This is a genomic window from Catenuloplanes niger (assembly GCF_031458255.1).
GTDB classification, from domain to species: Bacteria; Actinomycetota; Actinomycetes; order Mycobacteriales; family Micromonosporaceae; genus Catenuloplanes; species Catenuloplanes niger.
Map to the genome: position 1 here is coordinate 404,478 of NZ_JAVDYC010000001.1, position 18,363 is coordinate 422,840.

At 74.1% G+C, this 18,363-nt stretch carries 18 protein-coding genes; 11 read left to right on the top strand and 7 right to left on the bottom strand.

The window, feature by feature from the left end; all coding sequences use genetic code 11:
- Window positions 1-546: 546 nt before the first annotated feature.
- Complete coding sequence (locus J2S44_RS01750) at window positions 547-939, bottom strand: DUF4345 domain-containing protein (RefSeq protein WP_310408329.1); 393 nt, start codon at window positions 937-939, stop codon at window positions 547-549.
- Between the two features lie 235 nt (window positions 940-1,174).
- Here J2S44_RS01750 and J2S44_RS01755 point away from each other — a divergent pair, with 235 nt between their 5' ends.
- The gene (locus tag J2S44_RS01755) at window positions 1,175-1,375 is read left to right on the top strand and encodes a hypothetical protein (RefSeq protein ID WP_310408332.1); all 201 of its coding nucleotides are present in this window, start codon (window positions 1,175-1,177) and stop codon (window positions 1,373-1,375) included.
- Between the two features lies 1 nt (window position 1,376).
- Here J2S44_RS01755 and J2S44_RS01760 read toward each other — a convergent pair whose 3' ends face one another.
- Window positions 1,377-1,988 carry a TetR/AcrR family transcriptional regulator gene (locus J2S44_RS01760; protein WP_310408334.1) on the bottom strand — a complete coding sequence of 204 codons (612 nt, stop codon included), beginning with the start codon at window positions 1,986-1,988 and terminating at the stop codon, window positions 1,377-1,379.
- 86 nt (window positions 1,989-2,074) lie between these two features.
- Window positions 2,075-3,196: a glycosyltransferase gene (locus J2S44_RS01765; RefSeq protein WP_310408336.1), complete on the bottom strand. Its 1,122-nt coding sequence runs from the start codon at window positions 3,194-3,196 to the stop codon at window positions 2,075-2,077.
- 110 nt (window positions 3,197-3,306) lie between these two features.
- Between J2S44_RS01765 and J2S44_RS01770 the strand changes: the two genes are divergently transcribed.
- Window positions 3,307-3,738, top strand: a complete 432-nt coding sequence (locus J2S44_RS01770; RefSeq protein ID WP_310408339.1) for an ATP-binding protein — start codon at window positions 3,307-3,309, stop codon at window positions 3,736-3,738.
- On the opposite strand, the gene J2S44_RS01775 is transcribed toward J2S44_RS01770, so the two are convergent.
- Window positions 3,713-5,941, bottom strand: a complete 2,229-nt coding sequence (locus J2S44_RS01775) for a putative bifunctional diguanylate cyclase/phosphodiesterase (RefSeq protein ID WP_310408341.1) — start codon at window positions 5,939-5,941, stop codon at window positions 3,713-3,715. The genes J2S44_RS01770 and J2S44_RS01775 overlap by 26 nt on opposite strands.
- A gap of 73 nt (window positions 5,942-6,014) precedes the next feature.
- Window positions 6,015-6,980 (bottom strand): hypothetical protein, encoded by a 966-nt coding sequence (locus J2S44_RS01780; protein ID WP_310408343.1) that lies wholly within the window; start codon window positions 6,978-6,980, stop codon window positions 6,015-6,017.
- Between the two features lie 46 nt (window positions 6,981-7,026).
- Here J2S44_RS01780 and J2S44_RS01785 point away from each other — a divergent pair, with 46 nt between their 5' ends.
- The 4 genes from J2S44_RS01785 to J2S44_RS01800 all read left to right on the top strand — a co-directional run bounded on the left by J2S44_RS01785 (window position 7,027) and on the right by J2S44_RS01800 (window position 11,083).
- Entirely contained in the window at window positions 7,027-7,953 is a 927-nt protein-coding gene (locus J2S44_RS01785; protein ID WP_310408346.1) for a DUF1152 domain-containing protein, read from the top strand.
- A gap of 152 nt (window positions 7,954-8,105) precedes the next feature.
- Window positions 8,106-9,185 carry an RNA ligase RtcB family protein gene (locus J2S44_RS01790; protein WP_310408349.1) on the top strand — a complete coding sequence of 360 codons (1,080 nt, stop codon included), beginning with the start codon at window positions 8,106-8,108 and terminating at the stop codon, window positions 9,183-9,185.
- On the top strand, window positions 9,182-9,769 hold the full coding sequence (locus tag J2S44_RS01795) for a peptide chain release factor-like protein (RefSeq protein ID WP_310408352.1): 588 nt from the start codon (window positions 9,182-9,184) through the stop codon (window positions 9,767-9,769). The genes J2S44_RS01790 and J2S44_RS01795 overlap by 4 nt, the downstream gene beginning before the upstream one ends.
- A gap of 48 nt (window positions 9,770-9,817) precedes the next feature.
- Window positions 9,818-11,083: an MFS transporter gene (locus J2S44_RS01800; RefSeq protein ID WP_310408354.1), complete on the top strand. Its 1,266-nt coding sequence runs from the start codon at window positions 9,818-9,820 to the stop codon at window positions 11,081-11,083.
- Here the strand turns inward: J2S44_RS01800 and J2S44_RS01805 are convergent.
- Window positions 11,001-12,158, bottom strand: coding sequence for a CobW family GTP-binding protein (locus tag J2S44_RS01805; RefSeq protein WP_310408356.1), 1,158 nt, complete (start codon window positions 12,156-12,158; stop codon window positions 11,001-11,003). The genes J2S44_RS01800 and J2S44_RS01805 overlap by 83 nt on opposite strands.
- 75 nt (window positions 12,159-12,233) lie before the next feature.
- On the opposite strand from J2S44_RS01805, the gene rpmB reads away from it, so the two are divergent.
- From rpmB to J2S44_RS01825, 4 genes are all read left to right on the top strand, one after another.
- Complete coding sequence (gene rpmB / locus J2S44_RS01810) at window positions 12,234-12,470, top strand: 50S ribosomal protein L28 (protein ID WP_310408358.1); 237 nt, start codon at window positions 12,234-12,236, stop codon at window positions 12,468-12,470.
- The gene (gene rpmG / locus J2S44_RS01815; RefSeq protein ID WP_307236038.1) at window positions 12,470-12,637 is read left to right on the top strand and encodes a 50S ribosomal protein L33; all 168 of its coding nucleotides are present in this window, start codon (window positions 12,470-12,472) and stop codon (window positions 12,635-12,637) included. The genes rpmB and rpmG overlap by 1 nt, the downstream gene beginning before the upstream one ends.
- A complete protein-coding gene (gene rpsN / locus J2S44_RS01820) occupies window positions 12,637-12,936 on the top strand; it encodes a 30S ribosomal protein S14 (protein ID WP_310408362.1) in 300 nt (99 codons plus the stop codon). The genes rpmG and rpsN overlap by 1 nt, the downstream gene beginning before the upstream one ends.
- A gap of 328 nt (window positions 12,937-13,264) precedes the next feature.
- Window positions 13,265-13,759, top strand: a complete 495-nt coding sequence (locus tag J2S44_RS01825) for a hypothetical protein (RefSeq protein WP_310408365.1) — start codon at window positions 13,265-13,267, stop codon at window positions 13,757-13,759.
- A 279-nt stretch (window positions 13,760-14,038) separates the two neighbouring features.
- On the opposite strand, the gene J2S44_RS01830 is transcribed toward J2S44_RS01825, so the two are convergent.
- Window positions 14,039-15,448, bottom strand: a complete 1,410-nt coding sequence (locus tag J2S44_RS01830; RefSeq protein WP_310408368.1) for a helix-turn-helix domain-containing protein — start codon at window positions 15,446-15,448, stop codon at window positions 14,039-14,041.
- A 106-nt stretch (window positions 15,449-15,554) separates the two neighbouring features.
- Between J2S44_RS01830 and J2S44_RS01835 the strand changes: the two genes are divergently transcribed.
- A complete protein-coding gene (locus J2S44_RS01835; RefSeq protein WP_310408371.1) occupies window positions 15,555-18,326 on the top strand; it encodes an AAA family ATPase in 2,772 nt (923 codons plus the stop codon).
- The last annotated feature ends 37 nt before the right edge of the window (window positions 18,327-18,363 follow it).

Genomic DNA, 18,363 nt, shown 5'->3' on the forward strand with positions numbered 1-18,363 from the left:
AGCAGCAAGATCAATCACGCGGAAGGTCTCGTTCGCAGCGTCACGACCGTCCTCGACCGTCCGCCAGAGGCAGAGCAGACCACCACATTGATCTCCGTACGTCACGCCCGTGCGCCGCTCCACCACCATCCCCAGAACGAAGGGGCTTGCATCCCGGGGATCGAAGTCCAGAAAATCGGCCATCACCAACACCGATCCCGCCTGCACCTGCGCGCGGAGTGACCCGCCGCGATCATGTTCTTGCCCCGGCGATCAACTCGAGACCATCCCCAACGCGACCACTCCGACAATCAACTCGACACGAGATCAGACTCCGGGAGTCACCCTCCGCCATTCCTCCGGATGAGGCGAGAAGAGAACGCAGGCGCTCACGACGATCCCGGGCAACAGATTCGCATTTCCGCGTTTTCGTCCGGACAGTTGGTGGATGACGACACATCAATGGCTTGGGGCGGCCACGGCAGGGCATCGCCCTGCTCCACCAGGTCCGCCGCCTGGCCGTCCGCCGGGAACGCCCGACCGGCGCAGAGATCGTGTCAGGAGCGTTCAGGCCGTCGAGGCAGGGATGGGATACGCCTTGGCGTGCCAGGCGACAAGGGCCGGGATGAGGAGAAGTTCGACGCCCAGGGCGGCCGTGAACACGGGGCTGGGCCAGCCGAGCGTCACCACGGAGACGGCGCGGGCCAGTCCGCCCGCCACCATGGCGACCAACAGGAATCGGGTGACGGCCGCTCTCGGACCCGGCCTGCGCAGTGACCACCAGAGCGCAACTCCCACGCAGATCCACACACCATTGAGGAAACGGTACTCACTGTCGAAGTAGTGGCTCGATGCGTTATCGGTCGGATCGAAGGTGACGCCACCGATCACGCCCAGCAGGCCGGTGACGACAGGTACCAGGCCGAGCAGGGTCAGCAGGGCCCGGAGAAGACGTGTCATCCTCGGATGATCGCAGAGGCCTTTTCTCCCGGCACGGGTGGGCAATCGACGTGCTGTGGCTGATGTCTCGGCGGGCGCCGGATCCGCCGAGGCCGCGGTGCCGGCCGGTGCCGTGGCCGGCGTGCCGGACACCAACGGCGACAGGCTCCCGGACCCGCGGGTAAGCGACGGGATGTTCCAGGGACGTCAGGAATCGAGAAGTGGGAGGCGGCCGTGGGCACCTAGCGTGAGCCGCATGAACAAGCTGATTCGCCAGGTGCACCGCTGGCTCTCGATGGCATTCACGGTCTCGGTCGTCGTGGTCACGGGCGCGATCGTCGTTGCCGGGGAGCCGGCCGGGTGGGTTTACGCGCTTCCGGTCGTACCGGCGCTGCTGCTCCTGATCTCGGGGTGGTACCTCCTCGCGGCGCCGTATCTGCGGCGGCGGGCGGCCTGAGTCAGGGGCGCAGCAGCGTGCGGGCCGCGGTCTCGCGCAGCCAGGATTCGGCCTCGTCCGCGGTCCAGGTGGCGTCGCGCAGCAGGCGGGGCCAGGACCAGATGCCGAAGAGGTACCAGAGGACGTCCGTGGCCCGGGCCTCGTCGACGCCGTCGGCGAGGGCGCCGAGGGTGGCGATGCGGGCCGCGACCGTGCCGATCGCGGCCCGGTATGAGCTGTTCGCGGCGGCCAGGAGGCGGCGGGCGGACGGCTCGGAGGCGGCCGTGTCGAGCAGCAGCTCGATCACGGCCCGGTGCCGCCGGTAGGTACTGCCGGTGCCGGCCGCGATCAGGTCGATCACCTCGCGGCCGGTGGTGGCGACCGCGACCTTCCGCAGCGTCTCGGTCACGTCGGCGTCCTGAACGCCCTGCCGGACCAGGTGTTCGAGCAGCACGGGCTTGCCGCCGACGCTGGTGTAGACGGTCGCCACCACCACGCCGGCGGCCTTCGCGATGTCGTTGACGGTGGCCTTCGCGTACCCGTCGGCGGTGAACCGCTCCAGCGCGGCCCGCAGGATCAGCTCCCGGGTCTGTTCCGCGGCCTGTACGCGCCGGCTGGTCGGGTTCGCGGCCATCTGTGCTCCGCCTTCGCTCGGGTGGAGTCCCTGATCATAGGCTCTGACGTGGACGGCCGGGCCGCGGCGAGGCCCGGCCGGCACGTCTAGAGCGCGGCGCCGAGTGTGGCCGCGACCTCGTCCGGGGACGGCATGTCGTCGATCTGCTTGCGCACGTCGGCGGCCGCGGCGGTGATCGCCGGGTCGGTGAGGACGGTGCGCACGGCCGCGCGGAGCTGCTCCGCGTCCGGCCGGCCCGGGGTGGTGACCACGCCGCAGCCGACCGCGGAGACGGCGGCGGCCTGGACGAACTGGTCCGCGCCCTGCGGGACGATCACGAGCGGCAGGCCGTGCGACAGCGCGCCGAGGACCGTGCCGGCACCGCCGTGGGTGACCACCGCGGTCGCCCCGGCCAGCAGCTTCGCCATCGGCTGGAACGGCACCAGCAGGTCGGACGGGGGCCCGCCGGGCAGTGCGGTGCCGACGAAGTCCGCGTCGACGCCGTCCCGCAGCGCGGTCAGCAGGTCGAGGACGATCTCCGGGTCGCCGAAGTGCGAGCCGAACGTGACCAGCACCCGGGGGCGGCCGGCCGGGGCGGGCGGGAGCGCGGGCGTGACGTCGCCGTCCGGGCCGCGGTGCGCCTCGGGGCGCAGCGGCAGGCGGGTCACGCCGTCCGGGACGGCGACCGGGCCGAGGACGTCGGGGCACAGGTCGAGCAGCCACCGGCCGGCCGGCAGCGTGGCGGGTGCGTCGAGGCCGCGGGCCGTGAAGTGGGGTGCGGCGTTCGCCGCGATCGCGTCGCGGAACTCGGCCGGGATGCCGGGGCCGAACGACAGCGTGGCCAGTGGCGTGCCGAGCACGGCCGCGACCAGCGGGCCGACCGTGTCGGTCAGCTCGCCGACGATCAGGTCCGGTGCCCAGTCCCGCGCGGCCGGGATCGCCTCGTCCGCGGTGGTGTCCAGGCGGATCTCGCCGAAGAACGCGGACACGCTCTGCGGGGTGGGCGCGGCCGCCGGGTCCTGGCCGGTGCGCGCGGCGGCCTCGGCGAACAGCACGTCCGGCATCGGGCCGGCCGGCACCAGGTCGAAGCCCTGGCCGTCGAGCAGCGGCCCCATGCCGGCCGAGGTGAGGAACGCGACGTGGTCGCCGCGGCGGGCGAACGCGCGGGCGAGGGGCAGGAGCGGGAACGTGTGCCCGATCGCGGGGACACAGCTGAACAGAACTCGCATGTTCGTCAGAATAGCGTTCTGGTCAACAGAATGACATTCCAGTGAGTGGCGATATCGAGAATCCGATCCGTACGCGCGTTGATCCGGCCGGTTGCGGGTAGAAGACGGCGGTGGGGAACTTGAGCACGTCGCTACCGCCGCCGGATGCGACCGAGGTACGGGTGTGGACTCTGCACACCCCGGAAGAGCTGCGCAGACTACGAGCCGGACTGGGCGAGATCATCGCCGGTGGGGACGAGTTGGCGGACGTACCCGAACGGATGGTGCTCGTCGCCAGCGAGCTCGCGACCAACGCGATCCGGCACGGGCAGCCGCCGACCGAGGTACGACTGCTGCGTACCGACGACCAGTTCGTGCTGGACGTGATCGATCACGATCCGGCCTCACCGCCGGAGCCGACCGACGTGGGCGACTTCGCCTCGGGCGGGCGCGGCCTGCACATCGCGCAACGGCTGTCGCTCGACGTCGGCTGGTACACCACGGACATGTCGAAACACGTCTGGGCCAGTTTCCCGATCACCCAACCGTCTGCGGCGGGATGAGGTTGAGGCTGTCCTCGATCTCCGCGGCCGGCCGGGGCGGGCTGAACAGGTAGCCCTGACCGCTGGTGCAGCCGAGCAGTTGCAGCTCCGCGACCTGGGCGGGCGACTCGATGCCCTCCGCGACCGTGTCCAGACCGAGGATCTGGCCGAGCCGGACCACGGCCTCGGCCACCGCGGCGCCACGCGTGGTGCTGTCCAGCTGGGTGACGAACGCACGGTCGATCTTCAGGCCGTCGATCGGCAGGCCCAGCAGGTACTGCAACGAGGAGTAGCCGGTACCGAAGTCGTCGATCGCGATCCGGACGCCGAGCGCGCGGAACCGCGCCAGGATGGGCGCGGCGCGCTCGGTGTCCACGATCGCGGTCTCGGTGATCTCCAGTGTGAGGTGCGCCGGGGACAGGCCGGTCCGTTCCAGCACGGCGACGACGTCGGTGACGATGTCGTGCTTGAGCAGCTGGCGTGGGGACAGGTTCACGCTCAGCTGCAGCGGGTCGGTGTGCTGCCGGGCCTGCCACGCGCGGACCTGCCCGGCCGCCTCGGCCAGCACGTGCATGCCGATCGCGTGGATCAGGTTCGACCGTTCCGCGATCGGCACGAACTCGCTCGGTGGCAAGAACCCGAAGTCCGGGTGCTGCCACCGGGCGAGCGCCTCGACGCCGACGGTACGGCCGGTGGCCAGGTCCACGATCGGCTGGTAGTGCACGCCCAGCTGGCCGGCCTCGACCGCGTGCTCCAGCAGGTCGGCGAGGATGCTCTCCCGGGTGCGCTGGTCGGTCATCGACGGGTCGTAGGCGCGCCAGCCGTGCTTGTCGTTGCGCTTCGCCTCGTACATGGCCAGGTCCGCGCGGTGCTGCACGGCCTTCGGGTCCTCGTCGCCGGTGGAGACGGCCACGCCGATGCTGGCGTGCGCGAAGATCCGGTGCTCGCCCACCTCGATCGGGGTGGCGGCGAACGCGGCCAGCACCCGCTCGGCCACCGCCGAGGCCTCGGCCAGGGCCGACGAGCCGTCCAGGTCGAACAGCACGATGACGAACTCGTCACCGCCGACCCGGGCCGCGATGTCGGTGGACCGGACCGTGCCGCGCAGCGTGTCCGCCACGTGCGTGAGCAGCAGGTTTCCGGTCTCGTGCCCGTACCGGTCGTTGACCGGCTTGAAGTCGTCGAGGTCGATGAGCAGGATGCCGAACCGGCCGGTCGCGCGGCGCAGCCCGGCCCGCAGCCCGGCCAGGTTCGCCAGGCCGGTGAGCGGGTCGGTGCTGCCGGCGTCGCGACTGTTCCGCAGCGACACCAGCTGGCGCAGCATCACCGCGATGGTCATCGCGCTCTGCGCCAGGATCAGGCCGCCCCAGGTCGCGAACGCCTGATCCTCGATCGTGATCGCGACCAGCACCACGCTGCCGAGCGCCACCCCGATGTACGGCAGGTGCAGCGACCAGATCGGCGGCGTGCTCCAGGTGACGCCCGCGTCCGCCCGCGCGGCCGAATCGGTCCGCATCGCCGCGACCGTCATCAGCAGGCTGGCCGAGGTGAGCGCCAGGACCGCACCCGGCGACTCGGACGGGTCGCCGCCGTTGATCCGGATCGACGAGAAGACGATGTCCGCGACGGCCCACGACATCATGCCCCAGAGCAGCAGCGTGATCGGCTCGCCCAGCCCACGGCCCGCGCCGCGCAGCAGCAGCGTGCCGATGACCACGCTGAGCAGCAGGTTGCCGAGCCCGAAGCCGATCTCGAAGACCCACCGGTAGCCGGCCGGGGTGAGGAACGCCGGCGCCAGCACCAACTGCCAGACCAGGATGAACGCGCAGCTGAACACGGTGAGCAGCTCGGCCGCGAACGCGATCCGCTCCCGGCCGCGCAACCGCCGGACCGACGCGGAGAGCGCGGCCGCGGTGAGCGTCGCGAACATGGTCAGGCCGCTCAGCGCGCCGGCCCACCACCAGGCGAGCGAGGGTTGCACGCTGTCGACCGCGAAGCAGACGGACATGGACAGCGACAGCGCGCGGCCGGCCGCGGTGATGCGCCAGGTGAGCGGCGCGCCGTAGCGGGCCGCGCGGAGGCTGTAGCCGATCCCGAGCGCGTCCAGCAGCAGCAGGGACGCGCCGAAGATCGGTACGCGGAGGTCCGGGTCGGCGAACGAGGCGATCTGACCGACGGCGACGACGACCACGAGCAGGATCGGGACGGCGACGGCACGTCTCACGGCGGTTCCCTCCCGGATGGGCGCGACACGGTCGGCAGCGTTCCCATCGGCCGGGCCGTCATCGGGTCAAGGATTACCCGGCGGCCGCGGTCGGGTCCGGCGCCGCCCGCCGGCCGGGCGGAAGCGTGATCGCGAACGCGGCGCCGAGCAGCAGACCGGCCAGCACCGCGAAGATGCCGTACTCGCCGGCCTGGGTCAGGCCCGCCCAGAACGGGTAACCGGGGTCGTATCCGCCGGCGAACACCTCGGGCAGGTAGTCCCGCGCACCGTGCACGACCGGCCAGAACGCCAGCAACCCGGCCCAGGCCGCGATGCCGGCCGGCACGGCCGCGCCGGGCCGGCCGTCGGTCCGCCGGCTCGCCCAGCCGGCCAGCAGCCAGGTGAGCGCGGCACCGAGCAGGCCACCGGCGACGGTCACCGCGGAGATCCAGGCCGGCTCGACCGGGCGCACGAACGCGATGAGCAGGTCGGCGTCCGCGCGATGGTTGTCGCCCACGTGCAGGACCAGGCCGTCGTGGCGCGCGACCAGGTACTGCGAGTCGCCGCCCAGGCCGCCCTCGCCGGTGATCTCCCAGCCGGCCGCGCCGAGCCGCTGCCGCAGACCGGACATGTAGGTCGCGACGTCCCGGGTGGCGGGCGTGCCGGGCATCTGCGCGGACAGCTCGCGGGCGGAGATCTCCTCGCCGGGCGGGTAGTGGAACGGGCCGTCGCCGTGGGCCGCCAGCCGCAGGCCGGGGTCGACCAGCGCGGAGATCGCGGCCGCCTCCGCCGCACCCGGCAGCGCCGGGCCGGCCTCCCAGGCCAGCCGGTGCGTCGCGGACGCGGTGAGGAAACCGCCGGCGAACGCCAGGAGCAGGCTCAGCACCACCACGGTACGGCTGCGCGGGTGCCCGAGGCGGGCGCGCAGCCCGTACCGCAGCAGGTTGAGGCTTCCGGTTCCGGACCGCCCGGCCTCGGCGGCCATGGTCAGCGTGTCCAGCACCTCGGCCCGGCGCGGGCCCCTGGGGTAGGCGAGCAGCAGCAGCCGGTTCCACGTCACCCGCCCAATATAAAGATTATCTGACTATGGGGCTACCCTCTCCTCGATGAATCGCATCCCGTTCTTCGACCGGCTGCGGGACGCGCGCCGGATCCTGATCGCGGGCGCCGGCGGCGGATTCGACGTCTACGGCGGCCTGCCGCTCGCGCTCGCGCTGCACGCGGACGGCCGCGAGGTGCACCTCGGCAGCCTCTCCCTGGTGAACGTGTACGGGCTCGGCGACGGCTTCGCCCGCATCACGCCCACGTCCGAGGGCCCCTCCGGCTACTTCCCGGAGCGCACGCTCGCCACCTGGCTGGCATCCGAGAACCTTGCGGCCATCAGCGTGTACGCGTTCCCGCGCACCGGCGTCCGCCCACTGCGCGCCGCCTACCGCCGCCTGGCGAGGACGCTGCGCCTGGACGCGATCGTGCTGGTCGACGGCGGCACCGACATCCTGCTGCGCGGCGACGAGGCCGCGCTCGGCACCCCGGTCGAGGACGCGACCAGCCTGGCCGCGGTGCTGGGCACGCCGGTGCCGACGCGGCTGGTCGCGTCGATCGGCTTCGGCATCGACGCGTACCACGGCGTCAACCACGTGCAGGTGCTGGAGAACATCGCCGCGCTGGACCGGGCCGGCGCCTACCTCGGCGCGTTCTCCGTCCCGTCGCACTCCCGGGAGGCCGCGCTCTACCGCGCCGCGGTCGCACACGCGCGGGCCGCGACGCCGGGCCGGGCCAGCATCGTGCACGCGCAGATCGCGGCCGCGCTCTCCGGCGAGTCCGGCGACGTCCCGCTGCCGGAGGTGGCCGGCCCGCTCTTCGTGAACCCGCTGATGGCCATGTACGTCACGGTCGACCTGCCCGGCCTGGCCGCGCAGTCGCTCTACCTCGGCCGGATCCGGCGCACCGACGACATGCTCCAGGTCAGCCACGAGATCGACCGGTTCCGCGACGACATCGAACCCCGCCCCCGGAGGCCGTTCCCGCACTGAGGCGAAAACCGGTTGCGGCCGCGAGCGAGGGTTCGTGATGATCGTGGGCATGACGTACTGACGGACCGACCCTGTGACGGCCCCCGTGGCACAGCGCCCGGGCGAGGCCCCCTGTCCGCGTGTCTTCAGATCTTTCATGAAGTAGGAATTCCTTGTCTCAGCACGCCAGTGTGTCCGTTTTTGCGTCCCCGTCGAGTTGGATCGAGTCGGATGCGCTCGATCAGTGCCACCAGGTGGCCGCGCTCGACGGGATGATCCATGTCGCCGCCATGCCGGACCTGCATCCCGGCAAGGGGGCCCCGATCGGCGCGGCGATGTCGTCGCGCGTGCTCTACCCGTTCCTGGTCGGCTCGGACATCGGGTGCGGGATCGCGGTGTTCCCGATCCGGATCAAGCGGCCGGTCGCGGAACGGCTGGCCGCGCGGTTCCCGGACCTGGACCGGCCGGTCGATCCGGATTCGGTGCCGGCCGAGATCCCCGCGGGGTACGCGGAGCAGCTCGGCACCGTCGGCCGCGGCAACCACTTCGTGGAGCTGGCCCGGGTGCACGCGGTGCACGACGAGGCGCACGCGGCCCGGCTCGGCCTGGACCGCAACGACCTGGTGCTGATCGTGCACAGCGGGTCGCGCGGCCTGGGCGAGCGGATCCTGCGCGCGCACACCGAGGTGCACGGCGCCGGACCGGCCGCGGACGCCGGCGCCTACCTGGCCGCGCACGACGAGGCGGTGCGCTGGGGTTCGCTGAACCGGCGGCTGATGGCCGCGCGCGTCGCGGACGCGCTGGGCGTGGCCGCGGAGGACCCGATCGTGGACGAGTGCCACAACTCCGTGTCCGTCGTGGACGGCGCCTACCTGCACCGGAAGGGCGCGGCGAACGGTGACGGCCGGGACGTGCTGGTCGCCGGCACCCGCGGCACGCCGTCGTTCCTGGTGGCGGCGCACGCGGGCGCGGACGCGAACTACTCGGTGGCGCACGGCGCGGGCCGCAAGATGTCCCGGGCCGACGCGCTGCGCCGCGGGAAGGCGAAGCACACCGTGGAGGAGCTGCGGCGCACGCCGGTCGGCTCGTACGTGGTGTGCGGCGACCGGCAGCTGCTGTTCGAGGAGGCGCCGACCGCGTACAAGAAGATCGAGCGGGTGATCGACGACCTGGTCGACTTCGAGCTGGCCACGCCGGTGGTCAGCACCCACCCGGTGGTCACCTACAAGACGGCCGACCGGGTGCGCCGATGAACCTGCTGATCTCGGCCGGGCGCGGCCCGGTGGAGTGCACGTGGGCGCTGGCCCGGCTGGCCCGCCGACTGGAGTCGGAGGCCGCGCGGCGCGGCGTGACCGTGACCCGGGTCGAGGAGGTCGCGGGCGACCGGCCGGGCACGTACCGGTCGGTGCTGCTGTCGATCGGCGACCCGGCGTTCGCGGCGACCTGGACCGGCACGCTGTGCTGGCAGGCGCCGTCCCCGTTCCGGTCCACCCGGCGCAAGAACTGGTACGTGATCGCCGCGCCGGTCACGGTCGACGTCGCGGAGACCGTCTTCGACGAGGCGGACGTGGAGATCGTGCCGGTCCGCACCGGCGGGCCCGGCGGCCAGCACCGCAACAAGGTGAGCTCGTCCGTGCGGGCCACGCACCGGCCGACCGGCCTGGTCGTGGTCGCGGACACCGAGCGGAAGTTCGGGCTGAACCGCGCGCTGGCGCTGCGCCGGCTGCGGGAGCGGCTGCGGGCCGGCGACGTGGCGGCCGGGGAGCGGCTGAAGACGCAACACTGGGAGGTGCACGACGACCTGGTCCGCGGCGACCCGGTCCGCACCGAGAGCTGAACCACTTCTTGTACGCAACGATGCATACAAGGACGTAGCGTCGAGCGCATGACGGCGACGCTCACCGCTCCCCCGGCGACCCTGGTGAAGACGAGCCGGCCGTGGATCTCCGTCTACGCCGTCATGTTCTTCTCCACCTGGGCCGGCAACCAGTTCAGCCCGCTGCTGCTGCTCTACAAGCAGCGGGAGAACTACTCCGCGGTCGCGGTCAACGGGTTCCTCGGCGTCTACGTGCTCGGCCTGGTCCCGGCGTTCCTGCTCAGCGGCGCGCTCTCCGACCGGTACGGCCGGCGCCCGGTCATGTTCGGCGGCGTGCTGGCCGCGCTCGCCGCCAGCACCGCGCTCGCATTCGGCGAGACCGGCCCACTGATGATCTGCGTGGGCCGGTTCCTCGCCGGGATCGCGGTCGGCACCGCCACCTGCGTCGGCACGTCCTGGCTGAAGGAGCTGTCCCAGGGCCCCTTCGACCCGCGGGCCGACGCCGGCGCCGGGGCCCGGCGCGCGACCACGTCGTTCGCGCTCGGCTCCGCCACCGGCGCGATGATCGCCGGACTGTTCGCGCAGTGGGGGCCGTGGCCGCTGCAGCTGCCGTTCGTCATCCACGTGGTGCTCACGCTGCCGTTCGCCTGGCTGGTGCTGCGGGCGCCGGAGACCGCTCTCGGCCGGCGCGGCCCGGCCCCGGCCGTGCCGGCGGTCCGCGACCGTCGCTTCCGGCGCGTCGTGGCGGTCGCGGCACCGTGGCTGTTCGTCGCGCCGTCCGTGACCTACGGATACCTGCCGGTGCTGCTGGAGGAGACCACGGGCGACGTCGGCATCGCCTACGCCACGCTGCTCACCGTGCTCGCGCTCGGCGTGTCCGCGCTGGTCCAGCCGCTGGTCAAGCGCCGGACACGGTTCGACAGCACGCTCGGCCTGATCACCGCGATCGGGCTGATCACCGTGGGCGTGGCGCTGGCCGCGACCGCGGACCACCTCCAGTCCTGGGTGGCCGGCCTGGTCACGGCCGCGGTGATGGGCTGCGGGATCGGCGTCGGCATGGTCTCCGCGATCATGGAGGTGCAGCGCATCGCCGGGCCGCGCGACCTGGCCGAGCTGACCGGCGTGTTCTACGCGCTCGCGTACACCGGGTTCCTCACGCCCACGCTGTTGGCCGCGAGCGCGGGCGCGCTGGGCACCACCGTGCCGCTGCTCGGCGTCACCGGGCTCGGCGTGCTCAGCGTGCTGCTGCTGGTCACGGCGTACCGAACGCTCCGGCCATCGGATCCGGCAGTCGCCGCCACCCCGCCTCCCCCTCGGCCAGCTCCGCGTCCGTGAGCAGGCAGCCGGTCAGCCGCCGGTGCAGCGCGGCCGCGTCCAGCTCCAGGCCGATGAAGACCAGGTGGTGGTGGCGGTCGCCGTAGTAGGGGTCCCAGTCCATCGCGGCCGCGAGCCGGCGCTGGTCCGAGGCGAGATCCCACTCCGCGTCCGGGACCGCGGTCAGCCACCGGCCGAGCGAACGGAGCCCGAGCGAACCGCCGGCGAACTCCCAGGCGATCACCGTCTCCGGCTGGCCGGCCAGCCAGAAGTGGCCGCGTGAGCGCAGCACGGACTCGTTGATCTCGTCGAGCGCGTCGTGCAACCGCCCCGGGTGGAACGGGCGGCGGGCCCGGAAGACCGCGGAGACCACGTCGTTCTCCGGCGCGGGCTCGTGCACGCCGAGCGCGAATCCCTCGAGGCCGCGGGCCAGCACCGCGGGCGTCTCCGGCCGGTGCCGGTGCGTGTGCCGCCGCAGCTCGCCCGCGCCGGCCCGGGCCGCCCACGGCGCGAGCCGGTGCAGCAGCGCCCGGACCCGCCCGTCCGCGTCGCCGTGGACGACCAGCGTGTCCGCGTACTCGATCTGCCGCACCACCAGCTCCGCGAGCGTCCGCTCGTCGTCACCGGCCAGGCCCAGCGCGGCCAGGTCCTCGTCCGTGCCGAGCGCGTCCAGCACGTGTTCCCCGTCGACCACGGTCACGTAGGAGTCGACGCGCACGCTCTCCGGCCAGGCGTCCGCCAGCATCTCCGGCTCCGCCAGCTCCGGCAGGTGCACCACCAGGTCGCGGTCGGGGTGCGCCGCCGCGAGCCGCGCCACCGTCGGCAGCACGTCCTCGCGCAGCGTGCAGGTCACGCACGTGTGCACCAGCTCGACGCGGACGTCCTCCAGCACGCCGGCCCCGGACCGTACCGTGCGCCGCACGTGGTCGTCGTGGATCTCGTGCCGCACGACCAGCAGTGCCGGGTCGCGGGCGAGCAACGTGCCGGCGACCTCCCGGACCGCTTCCGGCCAGAAGCCGGAGAGCACGGTGAGCGACGGCCGGGCGTCGGACGCCCGGGCCGGCACGGAACGCGGGGCCACCGGAGACGAGGACATGACCTTCCTTCCTTGTTGGAAACGATTGTCATTATAGTGTGGGCACGAATCCGCTCCAGGAAGGTGGACCCCGTCTTGTCCCGTCGATGCGACGTCACCGGCGCGAAGCCCGGCTACGGCAACGCCGTCTCCCACTCCCACCGGCGCACCCGCCGCCGCTGGGAGCCCAACCTCCAGCGCCACCGCTACTGGCTGCCGTCCGAACGCCGCTGGATCACGCTCACCCTCACCACCAAGGCGATGCGCACCGTCGACCGCGACGGCATCGAACGCGTCGTGGCCCGCCTGCGCGCGTCCGGGGTGACGCTCTGATGGCCCGCCAGACCGACGTCCGCCCGGTGATCAAGCTGCGCAGCACCGCCGGCACCGGCTACACCTACGTCACCCGCAAGAACCGGCGCAACGACCCGGACCGCCTGGTACTGCGCAAATACGACCCGCTCGTCCGCCGCCACGTCGACTTCCGGGAGGAACGCTGATGGCCCGCCGCAGCCTCCGCACCCGCGAACACCGCCGCGCCGCGCTGATCGCCCACTACGCGCCGCTGCGCGCAACCCTCAAGACCCAGATCAAGGACCCCGATCCAGCGGTACGGTCGGCTGCCGTCCGACGCCTCGCTGCGCTGCCACGGGACGCATCTGCGGTCCGGGCCCGTTCCCGCGACCAGATCGACGGCCGCCCGCGCGGCGTCCTCACCCGTTTCGGCCTGTCCCGCATCCGCTTCCGCGAGATGGCGCTCCGCGGCGAACTCCCCGGCGTCCGCAAGGCCTCCCGCTGACCCGGCACCACCCTCGGGCGCCGGCCACCGACGTGGTCGGCGCCCGAACCATCGCCCCACCCGCGCGACCGCACACCCGGACGACGACTGCCTGCCGGCCGCCGCGCGAAGGACGGCGGGTGCCGCCGCGGTTCCGGGCGCGGCCCCGCGGCCGGCTCGTCGTGACCTGGCGCCACCGTGATCCGGTCGGGGTGCCGGATGCTCGATGGTCCGGCGGAACGGATGGGCCGGATGGGCGACCCTGGGCGGGCGACCGGGCGTCACCGGGTCCGGGTGGGTCCGTTGGGCGGGCGAGGGACCTCCGGGACGACGGTGGAGTGTGGCAGACGTGGGGCTGTGGCGACGTGGCGGGCAACGAACGAAGGGTGAACACGACGAGGTGGTGATCCTCGGGCGGGAGGTGATCGCGTGCGCGTACCCGTCCGAACTCGTCGTCTTCGACGATGTGGCATGTGAGCTGCGGCGCGGACGGGTGCCGTCCGCCCGGCGGACCCGCCCGCCGGCCGAGCCGGACGCGCCCGCCGACTCGATATCACCGGCCCTGATCGGCGTGCTGCAGGCACTCGCGGCCGCGGTCGGCGCCGGGTCGTCCGGCGCGTCCGGCCCGGCCGGCTCACTGGCCGAGCCGGGCCGCCGCCGCATCGCGACGCTGCTCAACCGGCACCCCGGCGCCGGCGCCCTGGACCCGTCCGAGGAGGCATCGGTCCACGAGACGCTGGTCGAGGCCGCGATGACCCGGCACGCCCTCGACCGCGACAACGCGGAACAGTTGGGCACCGCCGTGATCGGCGCACTCCGGCTGCGCGCCGACGGACGCCTCTGAGCGAGCCGTCCACCACCGGCCGGTCGCGCGCGCCAGCCGGTCGCGCGCGCCAGCCGGTCGCGCGCGCCAGCCGGACACGCGCGCCAGCCGGACACGCGCGCCAGCCGGACACGCGCGCCAGCCGGACACGCGGGCCGGTCCGGTGCCGTGGGCCAGCAGGTCGCAGGGAGCGGCCCGGTCACCCGGGTGGCCGGTGGATTCCTTCGCCGGTTGCCGCGGGACCGGGACGTCATCGACGTCGCCGGGAGCACTGCCGATCACCGGGGAAAGCGTGGACCGCTACGCGGGAAGCGTGGGTGGCCGGCGGGCGAAGAGGCGGACCAGGGCGTGAAGATGGTGGCGCCCCGGAACGCCGGTGGAGGTGAGCAGACCGGCGGCGACCAGTTCGTCGACGGCGGCCTGCGCCGACGCGGCGTCGGCACCGGTGGCCGCGATCAGGGTCTCGGTGCCGACGTCGCGGACCGGCGTGTGTGCCACCCGGTGGAGCAGCGTGCGGGTGCAGGCGGAGAGACCGGCGAACGACGGCGCGAACGACGCCTCGACGGACAGGTCACCGGCGGAGAGCACCGCGAGACGGCGGTCCTCGTCGGCCAGCCGGGCCGCGAGATCCGTCATCGTCCAGCCGGGCCGGCCGGTCAGGCGGTTCCCGGCGATGCGCAACGCGAGCGGCAGGTGTCCACAGTGTTCCGCGACGGCGGCCGCGGCCGGGCCGGCCGGGCTTCCGGTGATCGCGGCCAGCAGCGCGGCCGACTCGCCGGCGGGCAACGGCGGCACCTCGATCCGCACCGCCCCGTCGACGCCGGGCAGCGGCGACCGGCTGGTGACCACCACGGCGGCGGCACGGGCCGGCGACAGCAACCGAGCCAGGTGCCGTTCGTCGGCGACGTCGTCGAGCACCACCAGGCCTCGCCCGGACGCCGGCCCGCCGATCATCCGCCACAGCCGCCGGGCCGGCCCGTCCGCACCGCCGGAACCCGCCGGTTCCCCCGCACCGGCCCGACCACCGGAACCGGCGGCTGATCGCCGTGACGCGCCGGACGGAGCCGACCCGCCGGAACCGGCGGAACCGCCAGAACCAGCGAAATCAGCGAAATCAGCGGAACCGGCAGAGTCAGCGGAACCGGCAAGACCGGCCGGGCCGGCAGACGCGCGAGGACCGGCAGTGCCGCCGGGGCCGGGTGGCCGGTGTGGGGTCGGGTCTCCGTGGTGGGCCGGGTGGGCGGTGCCGGTGGGGCGGGACGGGGTGGTGCCGTGGCAGTCGAGGAAGTGAGTGCCGCCGGGGAAGTGCCCGGCCGCGCGAGTGGCCGCGCGGACGGCGAGTGCGGTCTTCCCGGCGCCGGGCAGGCCGTGCACGATCACCGGGGCCGGCGCCGCGACGGCCGCGATCAGCCGGCCGGTCAGGGCGGCCCGGCCGGTGAGGTCCGGGACGTCGCGAGGCAACGCGAACGCCCCGGGCGGTGCGGACCGGGCGACGACGGCAGCCGCGGTCAGCGCGGCCCGGTCGGCCGGGCCGAGGCGCAGCGCGGCGGCGAGCGCGGCGAGCGTGCGGGGCTGGGCGGTGCTGCGGCCGCGTTCCATGTCGCCGATCGCGCGGACGCTGACGCCGGACGCGGCCGCGAGCTCGTGCAGGGTCATCCGGGCCGCGCGGCGGTGGGCGCGGATCAGGGTGGCGAAGGGCGGCACGGTCACATCGGTTCCTCGAGGAGTCGGCGGTCTCCGCCAGCCTTCCGGCGCGGTACCGGTACGCGCTTGAGTACGACGACTGCACCGGTTTCCACGATGGCAGAATGATGCCGTGCCCACCGCCGTCCCGCTCCTGTTCGGACGGTCCGACGAGATCGCGTTGCTGGAGCGGATGACCGCGGCGGCGGCCGCGGGCCGGGGCGGGGCGCTGGTCATCCGCGGTGAGCCCGGGATCGGCAAGACGGCGCTGCTCGACGCGCTGGAGCAGACCGCGGTGCGGCACGGCCTGCGGGTGCTGCGCGCGGCCGGGACGGAGAGCGAGTCGCGCCTGCCGTACGCGGCGATCCACCAGCTCGTCCATCCGCTGTCGGCCCGGGTCGGCACCCTGCCGGCGGCGCACCGGGACGCGCTGCGGACCGCGATCGGGCTGGCCGAGGGCGAACCGGACGTGTACGCGGTCGCCCGCGCGCTGCTCGAGCTGGTCACCGACGTGGCCGCGGCCCAGCCGGTCGCGCTGCTCCTCGACGACCTGCACTGGCTGGACCGGGCCAGCCTGGACGTGCTCGGTTTCGTGGCCCGCCGGGTGTCGTCCGAACCGGTGCTGGCGGTCGGCGCGGCGCGGACCGTGGCGCTGGACGACCCGCAGCGGCGCGCCGGCCTGCCGGAGACCGAGCTGAGCCGGCTCGGCGGCGCGGACGCGGCCGCGCTGCTGGACTCGCGGGCGCCCCGGCTCCCTCGGGTGGTCCGTCAGCGCCTGCTCGCCGAGGCGGCCGGCAACCCGCTCGCGCTGGTCGAACTGCCGGCCACGCTGGCCGCGCTGCCGGCGACGCCGACGGAGCCGCCGGGAACGCCGGCCGAGCCGCCCGGGCCGCTGACCGGTGGTGCGCTGCCGCTGAACCACCGGCTCGAGGCCGCGTTCGCCGCACGCGCGGCCGGGCTCGGCCGCCGGGCCACCGCGCTGCTGCTGGTGCTGGCCGCGGACACCACCGTCGACCTGCGCCGGCTGCTGGCCGCCGCGTCCGAGACGTGCGGCGAGGAGACCGGGCTGCGGGACGCGCAGGAGGCGATCGACGCCGGCCTGATCGAGACGGCCGGCGCGTCGCTGCGGTTCCGGCATCCGCTGATGCGCTCGGCCGTCTACCAGCGCGCACCGGTCGCGGACCGGCTGGACGCGCATCGCGCGCTCGCCGGGCAGCTCGCCGCGGCCCCGGACCGCCGCCTGTGGCACCTGGCCGCGGCCGCGATCGGCACCGACGAGGCGCTCGCCGCGGACCTGGCCCGCTACGCCGAGCGGGCGCGCGCCCGGGGCGCGACCATGTCCGCGGTCGCCGCGCTGCGCCGGGCCGGTGAGTTGACGGACGCACCGCGTACCGCCAGATCGCTGTTGCTCCGGGCGGCCGAACTGGCCAGTGAGGTCGGCGCCCGGCACGAGGTGGAGCAGTTACTGGCCGGCGGAGACCTGACCGGGCTCGGGCCGGTCGAGGCGGCCCGGCTGACGAACGTGACCGAGGTGGTGCGCTACGGGCGCTACCGGGACGCGTTGCAGCGGGTGCGGGAGCTGACCGACATCGCGGTCGCGGCGCACCGGGCGGGCCGGCCCGAGCTGAGCATGCAGTTGCTCTGGCGCGCCGCGTCGCGTTGTTTCTTCCAGGCGACCGGGCCGGAGACCGCCTCGGCCCGCGCCGCGATCGCCGCGCTGGTCGACGTCGCCGCCCCGCGTCCGGACGACCCGCAGGCGCTGGCCGTGCTCGCCTACACGGTCCCGGAGGAGCGGGGCGCCGAGGTGCTGGACCGGTTGCGGCACGCGACCGCGGACGGCCCGGACGCGCGGCGGTTCCTGGGCAGTGCCGCGCTGGTCCTCGGCGACTTCGCGCGCAGCTGCGACTGGACCGACGTCGCGGTCGCGGACGCGCGCGCCCAGGGCCGGCTCGGTGTCCTGCCGCGGCTGCTCGGCGGCAGCAACTGGGGACGGCTGTGGCTGGGCCGGTGGGACACCGCGCACGCGGAACTGACCGAGGCGCACGCGCTGGCGCGGGAGACCGGCGAGGCGTTCTACGCGGTCGCGGCGCAGACCAGCATCGCCGCGATCACCGCGATGCGCGGCGATCTCGGGCACGCAACCGCGCTGCTGGACGAGGTCGCGGACAGCCCGCTGGCGGCCGGGATGCGCTACATCCAGGTCGCGGTGGCGCAGGCGCGCGGGCTGGTGCACCTGTTCCGGGGCGAGGCGCAGCAGGCGTACGCGACGCTGGCCGGCACGTTCGACCCGGCCGACCCGAGCTACCACCGGTACATGCGCTGGTGGCTGGTGCCGGACCTGCTCGACGCCGCCGTGGCAGCGGGCCGCCTCGACGACGCCCGCGCGCTGATCGCCGGCCTGGACGAGCTGGCCGGCCGGGTGCGGGCACCGATCCTGCTGGTCGCCGCGGAGTACGCGGCCGTCATCACCGGCGCGGCGGAGTCCATGCCGGACACCGGTGAGCTGGGCGGGTGGCCGCTCTACCGGGCCCGGCTGCAGCTGCACCTGGGCCGGTCGGCGCGCCGCCGGCACCGCACCCAGCCGGCCCGGGACCTGCTCCGCGCGGCCCGTGACACGTTCGACGCGCTCGGCGCCGGCCCGTGGTCGGAGGCGGCCCGCGCGGAGCTGCGCGCCACCGGCGAGCAGAGCCGCCGGCGCGTCTCCGCGGCCCGCGAGCAGCTCTCGCCGCAGGAGCTGCAGATCGCGACGCTGGCCGCGCGCGGTCTGACCAACCGGGAGATCGCGGAGCGCCTCTTCCTGTCGCACCGCACGGTCGGTTCGCACCTCTACCGCATCTATCCCAAGCTCGGCATCGCCCGCCGCGCGCAGCTGGCCGAGATCCTCGACGGCACGGCACAGCGGTGACGCCACCGCGCGGCGGACAACGGCTGGCGGCGAGGCG